Source organism: Citrobacter sp. RHBSTW-01044 (assembly GCF_013781945.1).
GTDB lineage: Bacteria > Pseudomonadota > Gammaproteobacteria > Enterobacterales > Enterobacteriaceae > Citrobacter > Citrobacter braakii.
This window is the reverse complement of record NZ_CP056180.1, coordinates 4491241-4511360: the sequence shown is the minus strand read 5'-3', so window position 1 is coordinate 4511360 and position 20120 is coordinate 4491241. Positions and strand designations below refer to the sequence as shown.

Sequence of the window (20120 nt, the reverse complement as noted above, 5' to 3'; positions counted from 1 at the left end):
GCTCCCCCTACAACGGTTTGGTGAAGCGAAAATGGCTCATGGTATAGCCTTCGCGCTGGTAAAAGCGGTGCGCGTCAAGGCGTTGGGTACTTGTCGAAAGCTCGGTTATTTCTGCGCCCGCTTCGCGCGCGGTGGCTTCGGCCCAGGTCAGTAACTGACTACCCACTTTTAGTCCTCGTGCCTGTGGCATCACCACCAGTTCCTGGATCTCGCCAATCCAGTTGGCGTGGTGCAGATGAAACTGCAGGTGCAGACCGAGCAAGCCGACGACCTGTCCGTCGAGCAGCGCCAGCTGGTAGTGCATATTGGGATCTTGCAGATTTGCGGCGTAGCCGGCGCTAAAGGCCTGCAGGTCGAATTGGCCCTGTTTCAACTCACAGATAAGCGCGTAAACCGCATCGGTATCGTATAGCGTGGCGCGGCGTAATTCACAGACAGACATGTTTCTTCTCCTTGCGTCCCATCAGGGTGAGCAGTGTATCGACAGACTGTAGCAAACTTCCATCATTGTTCAGGACGTGGCAGTCATACGGCGTGTAGCGCGCCGCGCGTTCAAGGCGGGCAGCGATTTCCGTTTCGCTCTCCCGCCCACGTGCCTGCAGGCGCTGGCGTAAAATGGCCGGGGAAACCTGTAAGCAAATGGGAAGTAAAGAAGCGCCGTAACGGGCCTGCGCCTGGGGCAGATGCGCGCGCGAGCCGTTGACCACCACATCAAAACCGGCGTGCAGCCAGAGGTCAATCTCTACGCCGACGCCGTAATAGAAGCCGTTGGCATGCCAGCTCAGCGCCAGCAGGTTCTGCCCGGCGCGGGTAAAAAACTCTGGTTCGCTGAGGGCAATATGGTTTTCATTCCCGGCGTTGGCGGCGCGGGTGATGTAACGGTGCGCCACCAGCAGTTGCGCAGGTTCCTGCTGGCGAAGTTCTGCCAGTAGACTGTCCTTACCGGAGCCAGACGGCCCCATCAGCCAGATCAGTTTCCCCATAGTCAGAATACCCTTTTGCCCTGACGCCAGACGTGGTCGATATGGATGTGATCGCCTTTGCGATGCGCCAGCACCAGATCCGCGCGTTTACCTTCGGCTACAACGCCACGATCGTCGAGATTTAATGCCCGCGCCGGATTGCGGGTCACCAGACGAATGGCCTGCGGCAGCGTAAAGCGGTTGGCGTCATCGTCTGCCACGCGAAATGCCGCATCGAGCAGGCTGGCGGGGTAGTAGTCGGAGGAGAGAATATCCAGCAGCCCCAGCTCAGCCAGCTTATGCGCCGCCACGTTGCCGGAGTGAGAACCGCCGCGCACGATGTTGGGCGCGCCCATCAGTACGTTCATACCATGCTGGCGCGAGGCCTCTGCGGCGGCAAAAGTAGTAGGAAATTCGGCGATCACGCTGCCAAGTTGATGCGATTCCAGCACATGATCGCAGGTGGCATCGTCATGGCTCGCCAGCGCTATCTGGCGCTCACGACACATCTGAGCAATCGCTGTGCGGTTGGGTTGCGACCAACGTGCAGCCAGAGCTAACTGTTCTTCTTCGTAGCGGACCATTTGCTCGTCGGTAAGTGAATACTTGCCCTGATAATACTCCCGGTACTTCTCGCGATTGGCGAACTGACGCTGGCCGGGGGAGTGGTCCATCAGCGATACCAGCGTCACCGGCTCACGACCGACCAGTTTTTCAAACAGCGGTAGGGTGGTGTGATGCGGCAGCTCGCAGCGCAAATGCAGGCGGTGCTCGGCGCGATTGACCCCGCGCTTTTGCGTCTCTTCCACCGCGTTGATCATCTTCTCCAGATTTTCCAGACGGTCGCCACCGTCGCGCACATCGCCAATCGCCACCGCGTCCAGCACGGTGGTAATGCCGCTGGCGACCATCAGCGCGTCGTGGCTGCTCATCGCCGAGTGGGCGGGCCAGTCTACCTTCGGGCGCGGGGTGAAAAACTTGTCGAGATTGTCGGTATGCAGCTCGATAAGCCCTGGCAGCAGCCAGCCGCCTTCTCCGTCCATCGCTTGGGCCAGTTGGCTCTGACTTTCGGCAAAGGCGCGGATCGTTCCGCCCTCAATTTCCAGCGATCCTTGCACCACTTCATCTTCCAGCACCAGCTTTACATTATTGATAATCATGCTGTTGTTCCCATCAGGTGCAGGCGATCCGCGACGCGGTCGCGCACGGTTTGATCGTGAAAAATGCCGACAATTGCCGCGCCGCGGGCTTTCGCTTCTTCAATCAATGCGACGACGGCGGCGCTGTTTTTGGCGTCCAGCGAGGCGGTGGGCTCATCGAGGAGTAGAATCGGGTAATCGACGATAAACCCTCGGGCGATATTGACGCGCTGCTGTTCGCCCCCGGAAAACGTCGACGGCGCCAGATGCCACAGCCGCTCCGGCACGTTCAGGCGGGTAAGCAGGTTAGCCGCTTTGGCTGCGCACTCCTCGCGCGACACGCCGAGATCCAGCAGCGGCTGCATCACCACATCCAGCGCAGAAATCCTTGGGATCACGCGCAAGAACTGGCTGACCCAGCCGATGGTTGAACGGCGAACTTCCAGCACTTTACGCGCCGGAGCCTGCACCAGATCGACCCATTCGCCGCTGTGGCGGATGTGGATGTGTCCTTCATCCGGCAGGTAGTTGGCGTACAGCGAACGCAGCAACGTGGATTTGCCGCTGCCAGAGTGACCGTGCAGCACCACGCATTCGCCGTTTTTAACTTCCAGCGTGGCGTCTTGCAGCACCGGCAGACGCACGCCGTTTTGCTGATGCAGTACAAAGGTTTTACTGACGTTTTCAACGCGAATCGCGTTCATTTTTAGCCTCTTTAAGCATTTTTGCGTTCGATTGCCTGATGGCGCTTCGCTTATCAGGCCTACAACCGATGCCGATCCGTAGGCCGGGTAGCGAAGCGCCACCCGGCAAGACAAAATCAGTTTTGCAAAACAGATGACACCAGCAACTGGGTATACGGATGATGCGGATCGTCGAGTACGCGGTCGGTTAACCCACTTTCCACCACCTGACCCTGCTTCATCACCAGCAAACGGTCGGCCAGCAGGCGCGCTACGCCCAGATCGTGGGTGACAATAACCACTGCCAGATCCAGTTCCACCACCAGGCCGCGCAGCAGGTCCAGCAGTTTGGCCTGTACGGAAACGTCCAGACCGCCGGTGGGCTCGTCCATAAACACCAGTTTGGGATGGGTGACGAGGTTGCGGGCGATCTGCAGGCGCTGCTGCATGCCGCCGGAAAAGGTGGTTGGCAGGTCGTCGATACGCGAGGCCGGGATCTCCACTTCCTCCAGCCAACGCTGCGCGGTGGCACGAATATCGCCGTAGTGGCGCGCCCCGGTGGCCATCAGGCGTTCGCCGATATTGCCGCCAGCGGAGACCTGACGGCGCAGGCCATCCAGCGGATGCTGATGCACCACGCCCCATTCGGTGCGCAGCAGACGGCGACGGTCGGCCTCGTTCATGCCGTACAGCGAACGGTTCTGATACAAAATCTCACCGCTCTGCGGCGTCAGCCGTGAAGAGATCGATTTCAGCAGCGTGGTTTTGCCGGAACCGGACTCGCCGACGATACCCAGCACTTCGCCAGGCCACAGGTCAAAAGAGACATCGCTGAAGCCCTTGCCCGGCGCGTAGAGATGGGTCAGGTTGTTGACTGAAAGCAGCGGTTGCGTCATTTGCTGAGGGCCTCACTCTGTTGGCGGCAGTAGTCGGTGTCGGAGCAGACAAACATGCGTTTGCCGGTGTCATCGAGCACCACTTCATCGAGATAGCTGTGGGTTGAGCCACAGATGGCGCAAGGCTCATCCCAGCTCTGCACGGTAAACGGGTGATCGTCGAAATCGAGGCTTTCCACGCGGGTGTAAGGTGGAACGGCATAGATGCGTTTTTCGCGGCCTGCGCCAAACAGTTGCAGGGCCGGCATCATGTCCATCTTCGGATTGTCGAATTTTGGAATTGGCGACGGGTCCATGACGTAGCGGTCGTTGACCTTCACCGGATAGGCGTAAGTGGTGGCGATATGGCCGAAGCGGGCGATATCTTCATACAGTTTCACCTGCATGATGCCGTACTCTTCCAGCGCGTGCATGGTGCGGGTTTCCGTTTCGCGCGGCTCGATAAAGCGCAGCGGCTCGGGGATCGGGACCTGGAAGATAATGATCTGGTCTTCCACCAGCGGCGTTTCCGGGATGCGGTGGCGGGTCTGGATCAGCGTCGCGTCTTCCGTGCGCTCGGTGGTGTTCACCCCGGTCACGCGTTTAAAGAAGTTGCGAATCGACACGGCGTTAGTGGTGTCATCCGCGCCCTGGTCAATTACCTTCAGCACGTCCGGCTCGCCAATCACGCTGGCGGTGAGCTGAATACCGCCGGTTCCCCAACCGTAGGGCATCGGCATTTCACGTCCGCCAAACGGCACCTGGTAACCAGGGATCGCCACCGCTTTCAGAATCGCGCGGCGGATCATGCGTTTGGTCTGCTCATCAAGATACGCAAAGTTGTAGCCGGAGAGGTTAGTGGTCACGGGTGGCCTCCTGTTGCAGGCGTTTGAGCAGTTCCAGCTCGGCCTGGAAATCGACGTAATGGGGAAGTTTGAGGTGCGAAACAAAACCCGCCGCCTCGACGTTATCCGCATGCGCCAGCACGAACTCTTCGTCCTGCGCCGGTCCCGTGACCGCTTCATGGTATTCGGCTGCCTGTAGGGCGCGGTCCACCAGCGCCATCGCCATCGCTTTACGTTCGCTCATGCCGAACACCAGCCCGTAGCCGCGGGTAAAATGGGGGGATTCGTTTTCTGGCGCGACAAAACCGTTGACCATTTCACATTCGGTCATCAGCAGTTCACCGACGTTCACCGCAAATCCCAGCTCTTCCGGTACGGTTTCCAGTGCCACATAGCCGCTGCGAATTTCGGCGGCAAACGGGTGATTGCGCCCGTAGCCGCGTTGGGTGGAGTAGGCCAGCGCCAGCAGATATCCCTCATCGCCGCGCATCAATTGTTGCAGGCGTGAAGCGCGTGAACAGGGGTAAACCGGTGGCGTGCGGGTAATGTCGTCGGGCGTGGCACCATCATCCTCTTCACGCTTTGCCAGTCCCTGGTTGGCCAGCAGGGAAAAGACGTGCGGAGAGGCGTCCTGCGCGTCGTCTGCGCTGCGCAGGGGGGGCGTTTCGCCATTGGCCAGCAGGGTAAAATCCAGCAGGCGATGGGTGTAGTCATAAGTGGGACCTAACAACTGCCCGCCGGGAATATCCTTGTAGACCGCAGAGATTCGGCGCTCAAGGCGCATTTCTGCACTGTTAACCGGTTCGCTGACCGCCACCTTTGCCAGCGTAGTGCGGTAGGCGCGGAGCAAAAAGATGGCTTCGACGTTATCGCCGCTGGCCTGCTTCAGCGCCAGCGCGGCCAGTTCGCGGTCGGCGATGCCGCCTTCGGTCATCACCCGGTCGACGGCCAGGTTCATCTGTTGTTCGATTTGCGCCACGCTCAGTTCAGCAATGGTCTCATCGCCCCGGCGTCGGTTTTCCTGCAGGGCGTGGGCGTTGGCTATCGCCTTTTCGCCCCCTTTGACGGCGACGTACATCAGCACACCTCCACATGGGTAGTTCGCGGAATAGCCAGCAGGCGTTCGCCGCAGGTGAGGATCAGGTCGACCCCCAGCGGGAACGGATGCGGGCGTTCGGTGAGTTCGTGAATCAGGCATTCCGGTAGCTGTGGCGCGATCATGCGCTCTTCAGCGATACCGGCGCCGGTCAGACGCAGCATGCGTCCACCGCTTAAGCCAGAGACCTGCACAATCAGCGTGGCGCTGGTTTCTGGCGCGACGGCGGAACCGGCGGAGAGGGCGTTAAGCTGTTCGCTGCTGATGCGTTCGTCGGCGACGGCAAAGGCCGCCAACTGCGGCTGATCCACCAGCGGCGCGTTGGTGTGAAAACGCAGATTCTGCCGGGCGATATCGTTATCCATCGACGGCGCAAGCCAGACCGGCGTGTCGCCATCGACCAGGGTCAGTAGCACGCTGGTGGTTGCCAGGCCCAGTGGCTGCCAGCCGTGTTTCAGTTGATGCAGGGCGACGATCACGCCCGGCTCACTCATGGCCTTCAGCAGGCGACGAAAGCTCTGCTGAGCATCCTGAACAGGTAAATTAAAAGCGGTTTGTAAGGTCATGCGTTATCTCCGCGTACCAGCGTGAAGAAGTCGACCCGGCTGGCGTTGACTTCGGCACGGCGTGCGCTAATCAGCGCATCGCGTTCCGCTTCCAGCGGGGCAATTAAGGTTTCCATTAGGCTCTGGAAATGCGTTTGTTCCTGCAGCAGCGCGTCAATGACCGCGCACTGCTCGGCGTGTTGTTTGTTGCGTCCCAGCAGGTAGCTGTAGCCCAGCGTGCCGCTCTTCAGGCGTACCACTGCGCGGGTAAGCGTGGTATCACCGGCAAAGAAGCGGTTGCCGGTGCCGCCCATGCGAGCCTGGAGCTGCATCAGTCCGCTTTCCGGTGCGCGGATAAGTTCATAGTCTGGCGTCAGTTTGAGCGCGTGGATGCGGGCGTTCAGGGCATCGGCATTGCTGTAAGCCAGCGCGCGCATCCAGCGCTGGCGGGTCGCGGTATCGAAATGCATTCAGTGCTCCATAGTGAATTCGATCATGTCGGCGCGGGTCAGGCTGACGGAGTATTCCGCCGCGTGTTCTTCGCCTTCACGGTGGTTCAGGGTGCGCACGCACAGCAGCGGCGCCATATTGGGGATTTCCAGCACTTTGCTCTCTTTAGCCTGTGCGCGGCGGGCGCTGATGCGCGTTTGTGTGCGCAGGAGCGTCAGACCGGACTGTTCGCGCAGGTAGTCGTGCAGTGAGCCGTTGTTAAAGCCCTGCAGCAGCGGCCATAGCGTGAGGTCGGAAAAATAGTGGTCGATCTGGCACAATGCGATACCGTTTACCCGGCGCAGGGTGCGCAGATGAATCACGTTATCGCCCTCGTTAATGCTGAGCGCATCGGCAATGTGACTGGAGGCCGGGCGCAGCACCGCCAGCAGTTTTTCGCTGGTGGGGTGGCTGCCCTGGTCCAGCAGGTTCTGGCTAAAGCGCGCCTGGGCATTAAGCGGGTAATCGAATGGGCGCATCAGCACCAGTACGCCGATGCCCTGGCGACGCTGGACCCAACCACGCTCAACCAACTGGTCAATAGCGCGGCGCAGGGTGTGGCGGTTTACCTCGTAGCGCGCGGCAAGCTGATGCTCGGCGGGCAGATAGTCACCGCAGCGATAATGATGACGAAGCTCCTGCTCAAGTCTCGCGGCAATTTCCTGATAACGCGTTGGATAACTGGTCGGATGTGTAGACAAGTGCATAGCAATCAATGCCTCGCTAATCAGATAAAGTGCTTACGCAAACGCTGGGAAAGGAAATCCAGCAGGCTGACGGTGACGATGATTAACACCATCAGAGCGCAGGTTTGCTGGAACTGAAAGCCGCGAATCGCCTCCCATAAAGTCACGCCAATACCGCCCGCACCCACCATTCCGACCACCGTGGCCGAGCGGACGTTGGATTCAAAGCGATATAGCGAGTAGGAGATAAGCAGCGGCATGACCTGTGGCAGAACGCCGTACAGAATCTCTTCAATTTTGTTGGCCCCAGTGGCGCGAATGCCTTCTACTGGACCAGGCTCAATGGCTTCTACCGCTTCCGAAAGCAGCTTGGAGAGCACCCCGGTGGTGTGGATAAACAGTGCCATTACCCCGGCGAACGGACCTAAACCCACGGCGACCACGAACAGCATGGCGAAGACCATTTCATTGATGGCGCGGCAGGCGTCCATCAGGCGACGCATCGGCTGGTAAATCCACCACGGTACGAGGTTATCGGCGCACATCAGGCCAAAGGGAATCGACAGCACAACGGCGAGGGCGGTACCCCAGACGGCAATTTGCAGGGTGACGGCCATTTCACCGAGATAGTCCTGCCACTGACTGAAGTCTGGCGGAAAGAAGTCGGCGGCGAAGGTCGCCATATTGCCGGAATCCTGGATCAGCGTGAGCGGAGCCATTTCGGCACCTTTCCACGAGACCACCAGCACGGCGAGAAGAATGGCCCAGCTCAGCAGTGAGAACCAGCTACGTTTGGGCGGGGCGACGGTGATGGTTTGCATGTTTAGCTCCGTGCGTAGGTTATCGCCGGATGGCAGCGTTTACGCCTTATCCGGCCTACAGAACATCGTCTGCCCGGTAAGCGAAACGCCACCGGGCATCAGGTTTACTGCACCGCTTTAGTCACGCTGGTCATGGCGCCCAGGGCGGCGGTCAAACGGTCAAGGTCGTCGAGCTGCGCTTTCAGCGCCGAGGTTTTGCTGCTTTTCTCTTCCTCGTTCAACCCTTTGTTGCCCTTCACGCCCTGCATCTCTTTAAACAGCGCCAGTTGGCGAATCGGTACCAGTTGCAGGTCGCTGGAGGCACGGAACGGTGCCCATCCCAGGCGTTCCAGGACGGTTTTCTGTTCCGGCGTTTTGCCGTAATTCATAAAGAAGTCGTACACCTTGTCCTTGGTGGTTTCGGAGAGGTTTTTGCGCCAGACGATCGGATCGCCCGGGATCAGCGGTGACTTCCAGATAACCTTCAGCTCTTTCAGTTTTTCCGGTGCGGAGGTTTTCAGCTTGTCGAGGTTTTCAGTGTTGTTGGTGGCGACATCGACCTGTTTGTTGGCGACGGCCAGCGCGTTGGTTTCGTGTCCGGCGTTAACGGTGCGTTTGAAGTCGCTGGCGGAGATGTTGTTTTTGGCGAAGACGTAGTAACCGGGGACGAGGAAGCCTGACGTTGAGTTGGGATCGCCGTTGCCGAATGTCAGATCCTTACGTTTGGCGATCAGATCGTTCAGGTTGTTGATCGGACTGTCTTTGTTAACGATCAACACGCTCCAGTATCCCGGGGAGCCGTCGGCAGCGACGGTTTGGGCAAACACTTGTCCGTTAGCGCGATCCACCGCTTCCATTGCCGAGAGGTTGCCGTACCAGGCGATATCAACTTTGTTAAAACGCATTCCCTGAATGATCCCGGCGTAGTCCGGGGCGAAGAAGGCGTTCACTTTCACGCCCAACGATTTTTCCATGTCCTTCAGGAACGGTTCCCACTGTGGCTTCAGGTTTTGCTGTGATTCGGTCGAAATAATGCCAAAGTTCAGCGCTTTTTCTTGCTCTTCGGCCTGCGCCGGGCTGAACAAGGTGCTGATGCTGAACATGCTGGTAAAGGCCAGCGCGGCAACGGTCTTATAGCTCATGTTGTTTCCTTAATTAGTCTTTGTTCCAGGCTATTTCACTTGCCAGCCTGGCTGCGCCAATAACACCTGGTTTTTTAGAACTATGCAGCCTGCGCGTTCTGTTCGACGCGGTTCATGCTGCGGTAGAGATGGTCAAAACGATCGTTATCAAAATGCTGACTGCTGCCATCAAAGAAGACGTTGCCCTGACGAAGCGCGACAATGCGTTCGCAGTAGCGCAGGGCGTAATCCACCTGATGCAGCGTGACGACCACGGTGATGCCGTCGGTCTGGTTAATGTCGCGTAGGGTGTCCATCACGATGCGTGCGGATTCCGGGTCCAGCGAGGCTATCGGCTCGTCGGCAAGGATCACTTTGGCTTGCTGCATCAGCGCGCGGGCAATCGCCACGCGCTGCTGTTGCCCGCCCGAAAGCGTGGAAACGCGCTGGTATGCAAAGTGCGCCATGCCAACGCGGGTCAGCGCCTGTAATGCACGCTGTTTCTGTTCCTGGCTAAACCAGCTAAAACAGGTGCGCCAAAACGGCGTGCTGCCGAGTGCGCCAATCAGGACGTTTTCCAGTACCGTCAGGCGGTTAACCAGATTGAACTGCTGGAAGATGTAGCCGGTGTGGGCGCGGCTTTTGCGGATATCGCGCGCCAGGCGGCCTTCATGTTGAACGGTACGACCCAGCAGTTCGACGTGGCTACCCGGGGATTTATCACCGACGATCAAACCGCTTAAATGACGTAAAAGGGTGGATTTGCCGGAGCCAGACGGCCCAAGCAGAGCCACCATCTCACCGGAACAGATGTTCAGATCAACCGCATTGAGCGCCTGATGTTGATTGAAGGACTTGGAGAGTTTTTCGACGCGAATAATCGTTTGCATGATGCGGCCTCCCTTAAAAAGTGGCCCCATCGTGGCGGATTAATGTGACGTTTTCGTTAAGGGATGGTTACTTGGTGATGAAGAGTTGAGCGATTTTTGATGACAGTACGGGAGGGCTGGCCTCCCGTTGGATTACTCTGTAGGTTGCTGCTGTTTGACGACGTTGATCATCCACGGTACGCCATACCGATCGCTCACTTTACCGAAACCATGAGCCCAGAAGGTTTCCTGCCAGTCCATTTCGATTTTTCCGTTTGCTGCCAGGTTATCAAACCAGCGTTTGCCTTCGTCGACGTTTTGCGTGTCGAGTACCAGTGTAAAGCCAGAGTAGTGGGCATTTCCGTCGGGGGCGCTATCGCTCATCATGATGTCGCTGCCCGCAACGCGCAGGTTGGCGTGGGCAATGGCGGTATCGGGGAATTTCATGCCTGAAGGGCAACCCTCTTCGCTGTTCTGCGCCGGTTTGGGCATTTCACCGAAGTTGATTTTGTAGAGTAGCTCAGCGCCTAATGTTTTTTGGTAGTAGGCGATAGCATCAGCGCAGTTGCCTGCGAAGGAGATATAGGGACTTAACGGCATAATCTTTACCTCAGGTAAAAGAAACCAGTTAAGTGTAGTTATCGTCTGCAAAAATAAGCCAGGCGGGAAGTATGAGCTTCCCGCCTGGCAGATGAGCTGGCGTCGGCCTGATTGACATAGCGCCATCAGGCAATTTGCATCAGTTCTTTTTCACAAACTCAGATTTCAGCTTCATTGGGCCAAAGCCATCGATTTTGCAATCGATGTTGTGGTCGCCTTCAACCAGACGAATGTTCTTCACTTTGGTCCCGATCTTCAACATGGAAGAGCTACCTTTTACCTTCAGGTCTTTCACTACGGTAACGCTGTCGCCGTCAGCCAGCAGGTTGCCGTTGGCATCTTTAACGATCAGTTCGTCGCTGTCCTGAGCCGGTTCAGCATCGTTCCATTCGTGAGCGCATTCCGGGCAGATGAACATGCCGTTATCTTCGTAAGTGTATTCGGAGTTGCATTGTGGGCAGTGTGGTAATGACATGTGGATTTCCTCAAAAGTCAGCAGGGGCAAATGCGCCCAAAAATGGCAGATTGCCGAAAAAGGCCGCAATTATACATAAAATCCCTGCTTTTGTCGGGACTACTGCGCGATTATGCAAAATGATCTGCTGTAAAGACCCTTTGCTTTTACCTCAATGAAAGTATGGCGGAATATTTTTTAAGGGAAATTGCTACGCTTAGGTATTTAAGATAAGGTGAGGCGAAATATCTGATATTCATAGGTAACGTTGCTTACGGATGCCTAAGCCATTGTGATTGAATATCATTGACCCCCTTAATTTTAGTAGGGGAATTACGCGGGTATTTTTTAAAACTGAACTACGCTGTTTATCTTTCTTACTTATTACATAAGTGAGAGGCATCCGGCCAGCGGTTATACGCCAAATTTATTTTAATAATATCAGTTGGTTGTTTTGATTTTAATTATTTCTACACGTAATTATAAAAGCCAAAAAATCTATAAATAAAACGATTGGGCTAAATAAAAGTAATGCCATTTGCGTTAAGGAAGAATTTTCCATGCACACACAGACAATATATGAATTAAGTCAGGAAGCGGAACGCTTGCTGATGCTCTCGCTTGAACATCTCAGGCAATTGCAAAAATTGCCTATGACGTCGTTGGATGATGTCGCGCTAAAACAAGGAGAGCATAGCAGACAGGTGGTTCAGCCTCTGCATTTCAGCGCGCGTGGCATGGATGTCCAGCAGGCAACGCTCAATAATGAACTGCGTAAGATTACGCGTCTGGAAATGGTGCTGGCGATTGTCGGTACCATGAAAGCGGGAAAATCGACGACGATTAACGCGATTGTAGGGACCGAAGTTTTACCTAATCGTAATCGTCCCATGACGGCGCTACCAACGTTAATTCGCCATACGCCGGGGCAGAAAGAGCCGGTGTTGCATTTTTCACATGTCACGCCTATCGATGCCTTAATGAAGGTTTTACAGCAGCGCGTGCGCGAGTGCGATCGCCAGCGTCTTACGCAGACCCTGGAAATTGATAAGGATATGAATGTCCTGCTGCAGCATATTGAAAACGGCGTGGCATTTGAGCGGTATTACCTTGGCGCACAGCCTATTTTCCATTGCCTTAAAAGTCTGAATGACCTGGTGCGTTTGTCAAAAGCACTTGAGGTGGATTTTCCTTTTGCCGCCTATGCCGCGATTGAGCATATTCCGGTTATCGAGGTCGAATTTGTCCATTTGGCCGGTCAGGCGAGCTATCCTGGGCAATTAACCCTGCTGGATACGCCGGGGCCGAATGAGGCCGGGCAACCGCATCTACAAAAGATGCTGAATGAACAGCTGGCGCGGGCTTCTGCGGTACTGGTGGTGATGGATTACACCCAACTGAAATCGATTTCCGATGAAGAAGTGCGCCACGCTGTCATGGCGGTCGGCAAGTCAGTGCCGCTGTATGCGCTGGTGAACAAATTCGATCAGAAAGACCGCAACAGTGACGATGAAGAGCAGGTGCGGGCATTAATTTCCGGCACGCTGATGCAAGGTGGGATTGCCCCGGAGCGAATCTATCCGGTTTCTTCGATGTGGGGGTATCTGGCGAACAGGGCGCGTCATGAGCTGATGGCTCGCGGGCGGCTGCCGGATCACCAGGTGCAACGTTGGGTACAGGATTTTGCCGAAGCGGCGCTTGGCCGACGCTGGTGCACCAACGATCTTGAGGATACGGAGCACATCCGCCATGCAGCCGATCTGTTGTGGGAGGATTCACTGTTTGAGCAGCCGATCCAGAAAGTGATTCATGCCGCTTACGCCAATGCTTCGCTGTATGCGCTACGCTCAGCGTCGCATAAGTTATTGAACTATGCGCAAAGCGCGCACGAATATCTGGAGTTTCGCGCCCATGGGTTAACGGTTGCCTATGAAAAACTGCGGCTGAACATCACGCATATTGAAGAGGATATGCAGCAGTTAGAAGTGAGTCAGGGGCGGGTGAGTGATGAAGTCAGTCATGAGGTCGAGCTGGCGCTGGAGGCTGCCGCGGCCTATCTCAATGAGCAACAGACTGAGATTCTGTGCGGCATCAACACGTTCTTTATCAAAGAAAACGTCCTGATGATGTCACAACATGGCCAGGGGGCTGGCGTTTCCTCGGCAGAAATGGCCGGAGAAATGCTGGTGTTGCACGATGAGGGGCAGGCGAAAATCGTGCTGGATAAAATGCGCTCGTCCTGTGAAGTTGTCTTGCTGGCAGCGCAGGAAAGCATCAGTCGGGATTTAGCTCTGCGCTTTGAACAGCTTGAGTCGACGCTGTCCCGGGCGCTAAATGACGCCATACGCCCCATTGAGCAGCGGGTGAAAGAGGAGCTGAACCACGCTGGTTTTCGTGCGCGGATCCGTTTTCCGGCGTTTCATGCGGCGATGTTTAACTTCAACACCCGCCAGTTGTTTAACGAGGCCATTGAGCAGGATATTCCGGCGGAAAATGCGCCGTCAACTGGCGGTGTGGTGCGTGATACCTTCTCTCGCTGGTTGAATCAGCCCAACTGGGGATGGAATGAGTACGTCGAAACAAAAACGCGTTATCTCATTGATATGGGCGCACTGCATAAGAACCTTGTGCACTATGTCACCCAGTTTTGCCAACAAATTCGTAAAGCTTTAGCTGCGCAGGTCGATATTTCCGTTACGGCAGGCATGGCCACGTTTTTTGCTGATTTTTCACTGTGTTTGACGCAATTACAGGCGAGCCTGCGTGAGAGTCTGACCCTGCGCCAGCAAAATGAATCTGCGGTGAATGCCTTGAACGAACAACTGCAGCATCGCATTACGACTGCGGCATGGCTTTATGAAGATTCCCGCTTGCTGCGCGACGATATCAATACCCTTTTTGCAACCGAGCACACATGACTAACGTGTTACTGGAAGGCCCCGGGCGGACGCTGGAGTGTGTCTACCCGAAGTTTATGGTCGATCTGGTTCAGGGAGATGAAACCAAACGTTCCGGTGGTTTTCTGCAACAGCAGCAGCGGCTGCGTGCGCGTCTGACGCAGGAGGTGCTATCCCAGACGCAGCTGCGAGCATGGGTGTTGGCAGGTGTGTCCAGCGAGCATCTGGTGATGCGTCTAAAACTGGTGGAAAAACTGGCGGGCATGATCGATCCGGGCCATCTGGCGCTGGTACGGATCGCCGAAGGGTTGATGTTTTTACAACAAACCGAACACCCGCGTGAACTCTCCACGCCTGGTCTTCAGCAGCAGATAAATTCACTCGCTGACTGGTTTACCCAGCGCGGCGCTTATAAAGAGAAGGCGGTAACGCAACGCGGCCTGACGGTGCAAGCGGGCGAACATAGCGAGCAAATTTTTACCCGCTGGCGGGCTGGCGCGTATGACGGCTGGTCGTTACCTGGACGCTGTTTTGTGGCGTTAGAGGAGCTGCGCTGGGGAGCCTTTGGTGACGCCTGCCGGTTAGCAAATGCCGATGTGGTGTCAATGCTAAAAGACAACCTGCGAACGATGGCTGCTCAGGCGCTGGCAGACAGCGTGAATGCGGCCCCCGCCACGCGTCATTACTATCATCATTGGCTCAGCACGCCGGTTGTTGGCGGCTCGGCTGAGCACAACGATATGTTGAGCTGGCTCGGGGACTGGTGCGATGCGCAGCGTCATCCGGTGAGCTGGTCGGTGACGCAGCGTTGGCAAAATGTGGCGTTGGGCATGCCGAGATTGTGTTCGGCGAAGCGGCTGGTTGATGCGATGGTTGAGGAGATTTTTGCACCGTCCCCGCTCATCAATTGAGCAGGAACGGTGAGTGGGATAAAGGCAGGTTTAGTGGTGCAGGGAGTCTGCCGGGGTAGCCGCCGTCTCATTGACGACCGGGTTTTTATTAAAACGTTTGGCATACAGCGCGGTGATAATCGGCACCAGAATCGCGGTGACTATCACGCTGGCGGCAACCAGCGCCGTAGCGGATGCGGCAACCGGTTCAAATGCCGGGTTAATCTGGGCGATAATCACCGGGTTTGCCACTGCAGCGCCTGCCGCAGATGAGGCTGCTACGCCTGCCGTACCGTTCCCGCCACCAATAACGCGGTCAGCAATAATCAGCGGAATACCGGTGATGACGATAACCGCGACGCCCAGCAGGATGCCCAGCAGACCCGTATCAACGATGACGCTCAGGTTAATCGTGTTGCCCAGCGCGAAGCCGAAGAACGGGATCAGCACCGGCGTGGCTTTGCTGAAGAAGGAACGCAGATCGTGATCCAGGTTACCCAACGCAAAACCAATCAGGAACGGTAATACCGCGCCGACAAAATGGTGTGGTTCGAAGGAAGCCAGACCCGCGGAGCCGAGGATCACCATGGTCATTAACGGACCGGATTCCAGAGACATCAACACAAATGCGCCAGACTCTTCTTTGGTTCCGTACTGGTTCATCAGGCTGGCGTACAAACCGCCGTTGGTCATGTCCATCGCTGAAACAATTGCCAGTACCGAAAGACCGGCAAAGAACCCGGTTTGAATACCGGTATCAGGAATAAATGAAGCAGCAATCATTGCCACTACCCATGCCACGGCTATTTTAGTTAATACCAGTGTGCCGGATTTGCGTAATACCGTGCCGGTTGCCCGTAAATCAATAGATGCACCGATACAAAAAAACCACACTGCCAGAATCGGCACCGTTCCGCTGATCATTCCTTTGGTAAACGAACCGAAATACGCGCCGGTATCCGGAGCTAACGTATTTAACACTGCGCCTAATAACAGAGGAATCAACATCATTCCGCCAGGGATGCGTTCAATCGTGGCTTTAATTTTCATAAGCGTCCTCATCTCTTGTCGCAGGTAATACACGCGAAAGAAAATAAAAATTAATAAATTCAAATGGTTACTGGTGTTTCTTAACAAAGAAAACAGCTATCTCTTTGTTTTATAAAATCTAACGCGGCATACGTTGAGCGTGTTGCTGCTCCCAGGGATATTGCGTCTGGAATTAGTTTGCATTCATGGGAACATTGATTCAATCAAAATAAAACGATGTTTTAGTTATCTTCATCACATATTCCGAGCAAAAGTTCCTGAGTGCTCTGATAATTAAAAAAGCTGTGATCTTTTTGTGAAGAGATTAGGTGGGTTTTTGCCTAGCAGAATAATAGTGACTGTTGTGATTGTTGGTGCAACAAAGCGATTTATTCTTGTATTTAATTGCCAGAAAATCGCAAGCATTACATGTTAAAAAGTTGACTAAGAATGACCTGATTTACGCATGTTGACGAAATGGAAATCTATATGTGAAGTTGATCACAAATTTAAACACTGTTAGGGTAAAGAGGTCATTAACCGCCCAATCAGGCGTCAACAGGTTCGGTTGTACTGCTCGTTTCTCGTCAGTGTAAGTAAACCTGCTACGCTTGTTACAGGGAATGCGTCTGTGCATTCCCCGCTCGGTGATGACCTTGACGCAGGGGCGTTGAGGGACTCGATCTGTAGCGTGACAGGGCTAAGTCTATGAGGACGAGTATGCTAAAAAGGAAAAAAATAAAACCAATTACGCTGCGCGACGTTACCATCATTGATGACGGTAAACTGCGAAAAGCCATTACCGCGGCGTCGTTAGGTAATGCGATGGAGTGGTTTGATTTTGGTGTTTATGGGTTTGTTGCTTACGCATTAGGTAAAGTGTTCTTCCCGGGGGCTGACCCCAGCGTACAGATGGTTGCTGCACTTGCCACCTTCTCTGTTCCCTTTCTGATTCGACCGCTTGGCGGATTGTTCTTCGGTATGCTTGGCGATAAATACGGTCGTCAGAAGATCCTCGCTATCACCATTGTGATTATGTCGATAAGTACCTTCTGTATCGGTCTTATTCCCTCGTATGCCTCGATTGGTATCTGGGCGCCGATTCTGCTGTTGCTGTGTAAAATGGCGCAGGGGTTCTCGGTCGGCGGAGAGTATACCGGGGCGTCGATTTTTGTCGCAGAGTACTCGCCAGACCGTAAGCGCGGATTTATGGGCAGCTGGCTGGACTTCGGCTCGATTGCCGGGTTTGTGCTGGGTGCGGGCGTGGTAGTCCTGATCTCAACTATTGTCGGCGAAGAAAACTTCCTTGAGTGGGGCTGGCGTATTCCGTTCTTCCTGGCGCTACCGTTAGGGCTTATTGGTCTGTACCTGCGTCATGCACTGGAAGAGACTCCGGCGTTCCAGCAGCACGTGGATAAACTGGAGCAGGGCGATCGTCAGGGACTGCAGGACGGTCCGAAGGTGTCGTTTAAAGAGATTGCGACCAGGCACTGGCGCAGCCTGCTGGCATGTATTGGTCTGGTGATTGCCACCAACGTCACCTACTACATGCTGCTCACCTATATGCCGAGCTACCTGTCGCATAACCTGCATTACTCTGAAGACCACGGCGTGCTGATTATTATCGCCATCATGATTGGTATGCTGTTTGTGCAGCCGGTGATGGGTCTGCTCAGCGACCGCTTCGGGCGCCGTCCGTTTGTGATTATGGGCAGTATTGCGCTGTTTGTGCTGGCTATTCCGGCATTTATTCTGATTAACAGTAACGTCATCGGCCTGATTTTCGCTGGGTTGCTGATGCTGGCGGTGATCCTCAACTGCTTTACCGGGGTGATGGCGTCAACGTTACCAGCGATGTTCCCGACGCATATTCGCTACAGTGCCCTGGCCGCAGCGTTTAATATCTCGGTATTGGTCGCTGGTCTGACACCGACGTTGGCCGCATGGCTGGTGGAAAGCTCGCAGAATCTGATGATGCCTGCTTATTATCTGATGGTGATTGCGGTGATAGGTTTAATTACCGGCGTGACCATGAAAGAGACGGCTAATCAGCCGCTGAAGGGGGCTACGCCTGCCGCTTCGGATATTCATGAAGCGAAAGAGCTCCTCGGCGAGCACTACGATAATATTGAGCATAAAATCGAAGATATCGATCAGGAAATTGCTGAGCTGCAGCTTAAGCGTACGCGCCTGGTGCAGCAGCATCCGCGGATTGATGAGTAATCATGTGATTTATCATATCCACTTAAGGTTGGCTTAATCTGTGTCAGGCAAACTCTCCTCCAGAGTATCGGAGGAGAGTGTCATGAAAAACCGCATTTATGAAAGTTTGACCACCGTGTGCAGCGTGCTGATCGTCAGCAGCTTTTTGTACGTTTGGGTGAGTTCTTACTGACCTTTCGCTAATTCCACCCAAGCGCGAGTGCCGGTGGTTCCCTGACGATTTTGCAAATAGAAATGCCCGTGATGTAACTGGGTGATACGACTGACAATGCTCAGCCCCAGCCCAATCCCGCCAAAACGGCTGTCCATACGCACAAACGCTTTACTCAGCTCCCCGCATTTACTCTCATCAATGCCTGGGCCTTCATCTTCGACGGCGATAACGGCATCATGCTCTGTATTCAGGCTAATCGTAATATGGGTGCCTTCCGGGCTGTAACGATGCGCGTTCTCCACCAGATTTCGCAGCAGCATTCGTAATAGCGTCGCATCGCCACGTACGACAACGTCCGCCGTGCTTTGCGGTAGGAGCAGCGTCTGCTGACGCTGGTCCAGCATGATGCTGAGTTCATCGTAGGAGGGCAAAATCACGTCCTCCAGCAGTTTGACGTGCTGGTAGCTCCCGGCCGAGAACGACTGTCCTACGCGGGCGAGTTGCAGCAGTTGCGACACGCTGTCCATCATTTGGTCAAGGCGGGCAATTAACGGTGAAACGTCGACCTTATGGGTTTTGGACAGTAATTCCAGATGCAGGCGAACGCCTGACAACGGGGTGCGCAGTTCGTGGGCGACATCGGCGGTAAATAAGCGTTCGTTTTCAATGGTGCTCGTCAGCCGCGTCACCAGCTCGTTGAGCGCTGAGACGACCGCCTGGATCTCAACGGTTGAACTGTGAACTTCAATCGGAGCAAGGTTATCGGCTGCCCGCGTTTCTAACTCTTTTTGCAGATCCGCCAGCGGGCGAGTAATACGCCGCACTGCCTGGTAGCAAATCAGCAGCGTCAGGCTGACCATAAAGATACCGGGGACGATCAGGCTGGCGATGGCCTCGCGGATTTCATGCAGGATGTGGCGATCGTTGTTACGATTTTCGCGTAACGCCTGTTCGAATAGCTGTATTTGTTCGGTGCTTTCGTGCCACAACCAGAAGGTGCTAATCAACTGGAAGACCAGCAGAATAAGACCGATGGTCAGCATCAGGCGATGACGCAGCGGGAGCGGTTTTTTTAGATATTGCAGTAGCTTCACTTAGCTTTCCTCAGTGGCAACCAGCATATAGCCAAATCCCCTGACTGTGCGGATACGTGCTTTACCCACTTTGTCCCGCAGGTTGTGAATGTGCACTTCCAGCGTATTGGTCGACGGTTCGTTATCCCAGCTGTAGATGTCGTTATACAGGATCTCCCGGTGTACCGGGCTGCCCGCCTTAAGCATCAGGCGCGACAGGAGTGCGTATTCTTTCGGCGTTAAGATAACCTCTTGTCCATCCATCCACACCTGGCGACGACCGATATTCAGCGTCAGGTTACTGACAATGAGTTCGCTTTCACCCTGATTGTTATGACGACGCAGCAGCGCCCGGATGCGGGCATGCAGTTCTTCCAGTGCGAACGGTTTGACCAGATAGTCATCGGCGCCAACGTCCAGCCCGCTGACCCTGTCTTTCACCGTATCGCGGGCGGTGAGGATAAGCACCGGCACGGTGTATTTTTTCTGTCTGATGCGGTTCAGGAAGTGCAGGCCGTCTTCATCCGGTAAGCCCAAGTCCAGAACCACCAGACTGTAATGGCCGGTCTCCAGACACTGCTCCGCTGCACGGGCCGTAGATACGCCGTCGCAGGCATAGCCTTCTGTTTGCGCGGCGAGTATCAGTCCCTGTAATAACAACGTATCGTCTTCAACAATCAGAATTTTCAT

22 protein-coding genes are annotated in these 20120 nt (G+C 55.1%); 4 read left to right on the top strand and 18 right to left on the bottom strand.

Going from position 1 to position 20120, the window contains the following annotated elements; all coding sequences use genetic code 11:
• Positions 1 to 7: 7 nt before the first annotated feature.
• The 15 genes from phnO to HV352_RS21535 form a co-directional block, all read right to left on the bottom strand.
• Positions 8 to 442 (bottom strand): aminoalkylphosphonate N-acetyltransferase, encoded by a 435-nt coding sequence (gene phnO, locus HV352_RS21605; protein WP_103284317.1) that lies wholly within the window; start codon positions 440 to 442, stop codon positions 8 to 10.
• Positions 429 to 983 (bottom strand): ribose 1,5-bisphosphokinase, encoded by a 555-nt coding sequence (phnN, locus tag HV352_RS21600; RefSeq protein ID WP_016155392.1) that lies wholly within the window; start codon positions 981 to 983, stop codon positions 429 to 431. Before phnN ends, phnO begins: the two co-directional genes overlap by 14 nt.
• A 2-nt stretch (positions 984 to 985) precedes the next feature.
• Complete coding sequence (gene phnM, locus HV352_RS21595) at positions 986 to 2122, bottom strand: alpha-D-ribose 1-methylphosphonate 5-triphosphate diphosphatase (RefSeq protein WP_065554801.1); 1137 nt, start codon at positions 2120 to 2122, stop codon at positions 986 to 988.
• The gene (gene phnL / locus HV352_RS21590) at positions 2119 to 2805 is read right to left on the bottom strand and encodes a phosphonate C-P lyase system protein PhnL (RefSeq protein ID WP_047499592.1); all 687 of its coding nucleotides are present in this window, start codon (positions 2803 to 2805) and stop codon (positions 2119 to 2121) included. The genes phnM and phnL overlap by 4 nt, the downstream gene beginning before the upstream one ends.
• A gap of 116 nt (positions 2806 to 2921) precedes the next feature.
• Positions 2922 to 3680, bottom strand: coding sequence for a phosphonate C-P lyase system protein PhnK (gene phnK / locus HV352_RS21585; protein WP_003844769.1), 759 nt, complete (start codon positions 3678 to 3680; stop codon positions 2922 to 2924).
• Positions 3677 to 4468: an alpha-D-ribose 1-methylphosphonate 5-phosphate C-P-lyase PhnJ gene (phnJ, locus tag HV352_RS21580; RefSeq protein ID WP_049259807.1), complete on the bottom strand. Its 792-nt coding sequence runs from the start codon at positions 4466 to 4468 to the stop codon at positions 3677 to 3679. The genes phnK and phnJ overlap by 4 nt, the downstream gene beginning before the upstream one ends.
• 46 nt (positions 4469 to 4514) lie before the next feature.
• Positions 4515 to 5582 carry a carbon-phosphorus lyase complex subunit PhnI gene (locus HV352_RS21575; RefSeq protein ID WP_181635079.1) on the bottom strand — a complete coding sequence of 356 codons (1068 nt, stop codon included), beginning with the start codon at positions 5580 to 5582 and terminating at the stop codon, positions 4515 to 4517.
• Positions 5582 to 6166, bottom strand: a complete 585-nt coding sequence (phnH, locus tag HV352_RS21570) for a phosphonate C-P lyase system protein PhnH (RefSeq protein WP_003031824.1) — start codon at positions 6164 to 6166, stop codon at positions 5582 to 5584. Before phnH ends, HV352_RS21575 begins: the two co-directional genes overlap by 1 nt.
• Entirely contained in the window at positions 6163 to 6615 is a 453-nt protein-coding gene (gene phnG, locus HV352_RS21565) for a phosphonate C-P lyase system protein PhnG (protein WP_019077841.1), read from the bottom strand. Before phnG ends, phnH begins: the two co-directional genes overlap by 4 nt.
• Positions 6616 to 7341: a phosphonate metabolism transcriptional regulator PhnF gene (phnF, locus tag HV352_RS21560; RefSeq protein ID WP_016155397.1), complete on the bottom strand. Its 726-nt coding sequence runs from the start codon at positions 7339 to 7341 to the stop codon at positions 6616 to 6618.
• Positions 7342 to 7361: 20 nt separating this feature from the next.
• Entirely contained in the window at positions 7362 to 8141 is a 780-nt protein-coding gene (gene phnE / locus HV352_RS21555) for a phosphonate ABC transporter, permease protein PhnE (protein WP_016155398.1), read from the bottom strand.
• A gap of 104 nt (positions 8142 to 8245) precedes the next feature.
• Positions 8246 to 9262, bottom strand: a complete 1017-nt coding sequence (gene phnD / locus HV352_RS21550) for a phosphonate ABC transporter substrate-binding protein (protein ID WP_016155478.1) — start codon at positions 9260 to 9262, stop codon at positions 8246 to 8248.
• Positions 9263 to 9342: 80 nt separating this feature from the next.
• Positions 9343 to 10131 (bottom strand): phosphonate ABC transporter ATP-binding protein, encoded by a 789-nt coding sequence (gene phnC / locus HV352_RS21545; RefSeq protein ID WP_016155400.1) that lies wholly within the window; start codon positions 10129 to 10131, stop codon positions 9343 to 9345.
• A 132-nt stretch (positions 10132 to 10263) separates the two neighbouring features.
• On the bottom strand, positions 10264 to 10710 hold the full coding sequence (gene yjdN / locus HV352_RS21540) for a VOC family metalloprotein YjdN (protein ID WP_016155401.1): 447 nt from the start codon (positions 10708 to 10710) through the stop codon (positions 10264 to 10266).
• A gap of 139 nt (positions 10711 to 10849) precedes the next feature.
• The gene (locus HV352_RS21535) at positions 10850 to 11185 is read right to left on the bottom strand and encodes a zinc ribbon domain-containing protein YjdM (protein WP_003031835.1); all 336 of its coding nucleotides are present in this window, start codon (positions 11183 to 11185) and stop codon (positions 10850 to 10852) included.
• A gap of 539 nt (positions 11186 to 11724) precedes the next feature.
• Between HV352_RS21535 and crfC the strand changes: the two genes are divergently transcribed.
• Entirely contained in the window at positions 11725 to 14082 is a 2358-nt protein-coding gene (gene crfC / locus HV352_RS21530; RefSeq protein WP_181635078.1) for a clamp-binding protein CrfC, read from the top strand.
• On the top strand, positions 14079 to 14972 hold the full coding sequence (locus HV352_RS21525; RefSeq protein WP_181635077.1) for a diguanylate cyclase regulator RdcB family protein: 894 nt from the start codon (positions 14079 to 14081) through the stop codon (positions 14970 to 14972). Before crfC ends, HV352_RS21525 begins: the two co-directional genes overlap by 4 nt.
• Before the next feature lie 30 nt (positions 14973 to 15002).
• On the opposite strand, the gene kdgT is transcribed toward HV352_RS21525, so the two are convergent.
• Positions 15003 to 16001: a 2-keto-3-deoxygluconate transporter gene (kdgT, locus tag HV352_RS21520; protein WP_016155482.1), complete on the bottom strand. Its 999-nt coding sequence runs from the start codon at positions 15999 to 16001 to the stop codon at positions 15003 to 15005.
• 699 nt (positions 16002 to 16700) lie between these two features.
• On the opposite strand from kdgT, the gene proP reads away from it, so the two are divergent.
• Together proP and pmrR are read left to right on the top strand one after the other, a co-directional pair.
• On the top strand, positions 16701 to 18203 hold the full coding sequence (gene proP / locus HV352_RS21515) for a glycine betaine/L-proline transporter ProP (RefSeq protein WP_016155405.1): 1503 nt from the start codon (positions 16701 to 16703) through the stop codon (positions 18201 to 18203).
• 82 nt (positions 18204 to 18285) lie between these two features.
• A complete protein-coding gene (pmrR, locus tag HV352_RS21510) occupies positions 18286 to 18375 on the top strand; it encodes an LpxT activity modulator PmrR (RefSeq protein ID WP_016155406.1) in 90 nt (29 codons plus the stop codon).
• On the opposite strand, the gene pmrB is transcribed toward pmrR, so the two are convergent.
• Positions 18369 to 19451: a two-component system sensor histidine kinase PmrB gene (gene pmrB / locus HV352_RS21505; RefSeq protein ID WP_213351399.1), complete on the bottom strand. Its 1083-nt coding sequence runs from the start codon at positions 19449 to 19451 to the stop codon at positions 18369 to 18371. The two genes, pmrR and pmrB, sit on opposite strands and share 7 nt — an antisense overlap.
• Complete coding sequence (gene pmrA / locus HV352_RS21500; RefSeq protein WP_047499584.1) at positions 19452 to 20120, bottom strand: two-component system response regulator PmrA; 669 nt, start codon at positions 20118 to 20120, stop codon at positions 19452 to 19454.

Bases quoted from the DNA above. Each gene is read 5' to 3' on its own strand.
- phnO (WP_103284317.1), bottom strand. From the start codon at position 442: ATGTCTGTCTGTGAATTACGCCGCGCCACGCTATACGATACCGATGCG.
- phnN (WP_016155392.1), bottom strand. From the start codon at position 983: ATGGGGAAACTGATCTGGCTGATGGGGCCGTCTGGCTCCGGTAAGGAC.
- phnM (WP_065554801.1), bottom strand. From the start codon at position 2,122: ATGATTATCAATAATGTAAAGCTGGTGCTGGAAGATGAAGTGGTGCAA.
- phnL (WP_047499592.1), bottom strand. From the start codon at position 2,805: ATGAACGCGATTCGCGTTGAAAACGTCAGTAAAACCTTTGTACTGCAT.
- phnK (WP_003844769.1), bottom strand. From the start codon at position 3,680: ATGACGCAACCGCTGCTTTCAGTCAACAACCTGACCCATCTCTACGCG.
- phnJ (WP_049259807.1), bottom strand. From the start codon at position 4,468: ATGATCCGCCGCGCGATTCTGAAAGCGGTGGCGATCCCTGGTTACCAG.
- HV352_RS21575 (WP_181635079.1), bottom strand. From the start codon at position 5,582: ATGTACGTCGCCGTCAAAGGGGGCGAAAAGGCGATAGCCAACGCCCAC.
- phnH (WP_003031824.1), bottom strand. From the start codon at position 6,166: ATGACCTTACAAACCGCTTTTAATTTACCTGTTCAGGATGCTCAGCAG.
- phnG (WP_019077841.1), bottom strand. From the start codon at position 6,615: ATGCATTTCGATACCGCGACCCGCCAGCGCTGGATGCGCGCGCTGGCT.
- phnF (WP_016155397.1), bottom strand. From the start codon at position 7,341: ATGCACTTGTCTACACATCCGACCAGTTATCCAACGCGTTATCAGGAA.
- phnE (WP_016155398.1), bottom strand. From the start codon at position 8,141: ATGCAAACCATCACCGTCGCCCCGCCCAAACGTAGCTGGTTCTCACTG.
- phnD (WP_016155478.1), bottom strand. From the start codon at position 9,262: ATGAGCTATAAGACCGTTGCCGCGCTGGCCTTTACCAGCATGTTCAGC.
- phnC (WP_016155400.1), bottom strand. From the start codon at position 10,131: ATGCAAACGATTATTCGCGTCGAAAAACTCTCCAAGTCCTTCAATCAA.
- yjdN (WP_016155401.1), bottom strand. From the start codon at position 10,710: ATGCCGTTAAGTCCCTATATCTCCTTCGCAGGCAACTGCGCTGATGCT.
- HV352_RS21535 (WP_003031835.1), bottom strand. From the start codon at position 11,185: ATGTCATTACCACACTGCCCACAATGCAACTCCGAATACACTTACGAA.
- crfC (WP_181635078.1), top strand. From the start codon at position 11,725: ATGCACACACAGACAATATATGAATTAAGTCAGGAAGCGGAACGCTTG.
- HV352_RS21525 (WP_181635077.1), top strand. From the start codon at position 14,079: ATGACTAACGTGTTACTGGAAGGCCCCGGGCGGACGCTGGAGTGTGTC.
- kdgT (WP_016155482.1), bottom strand. From the start codon at position 16,001: ATGAAAATTAAAGCCACGATTGAACGCATCCCTGGCGGAATGATGTTG.
- proP (WP_016155405.1), top strand. From the start codon at position 16,701: ATGCTAAAAAGGAAAAAAATAAAACCAATTACGCTGCGCGACGTTACC.
- pmrR (WP_016155406.1), top strand. From the start codon at position 18,286: ATGAAAAACCGCATTTATGAAAGTTTGACCACCGTGTGCAGCGTGCTG.
- pmrA (WP_047499584.1), bottom strand. From the start codon at position 20,120: ATGAAAATTCTGATTGTTGAAGACGATACGTTGTTATTACAGGGACTG.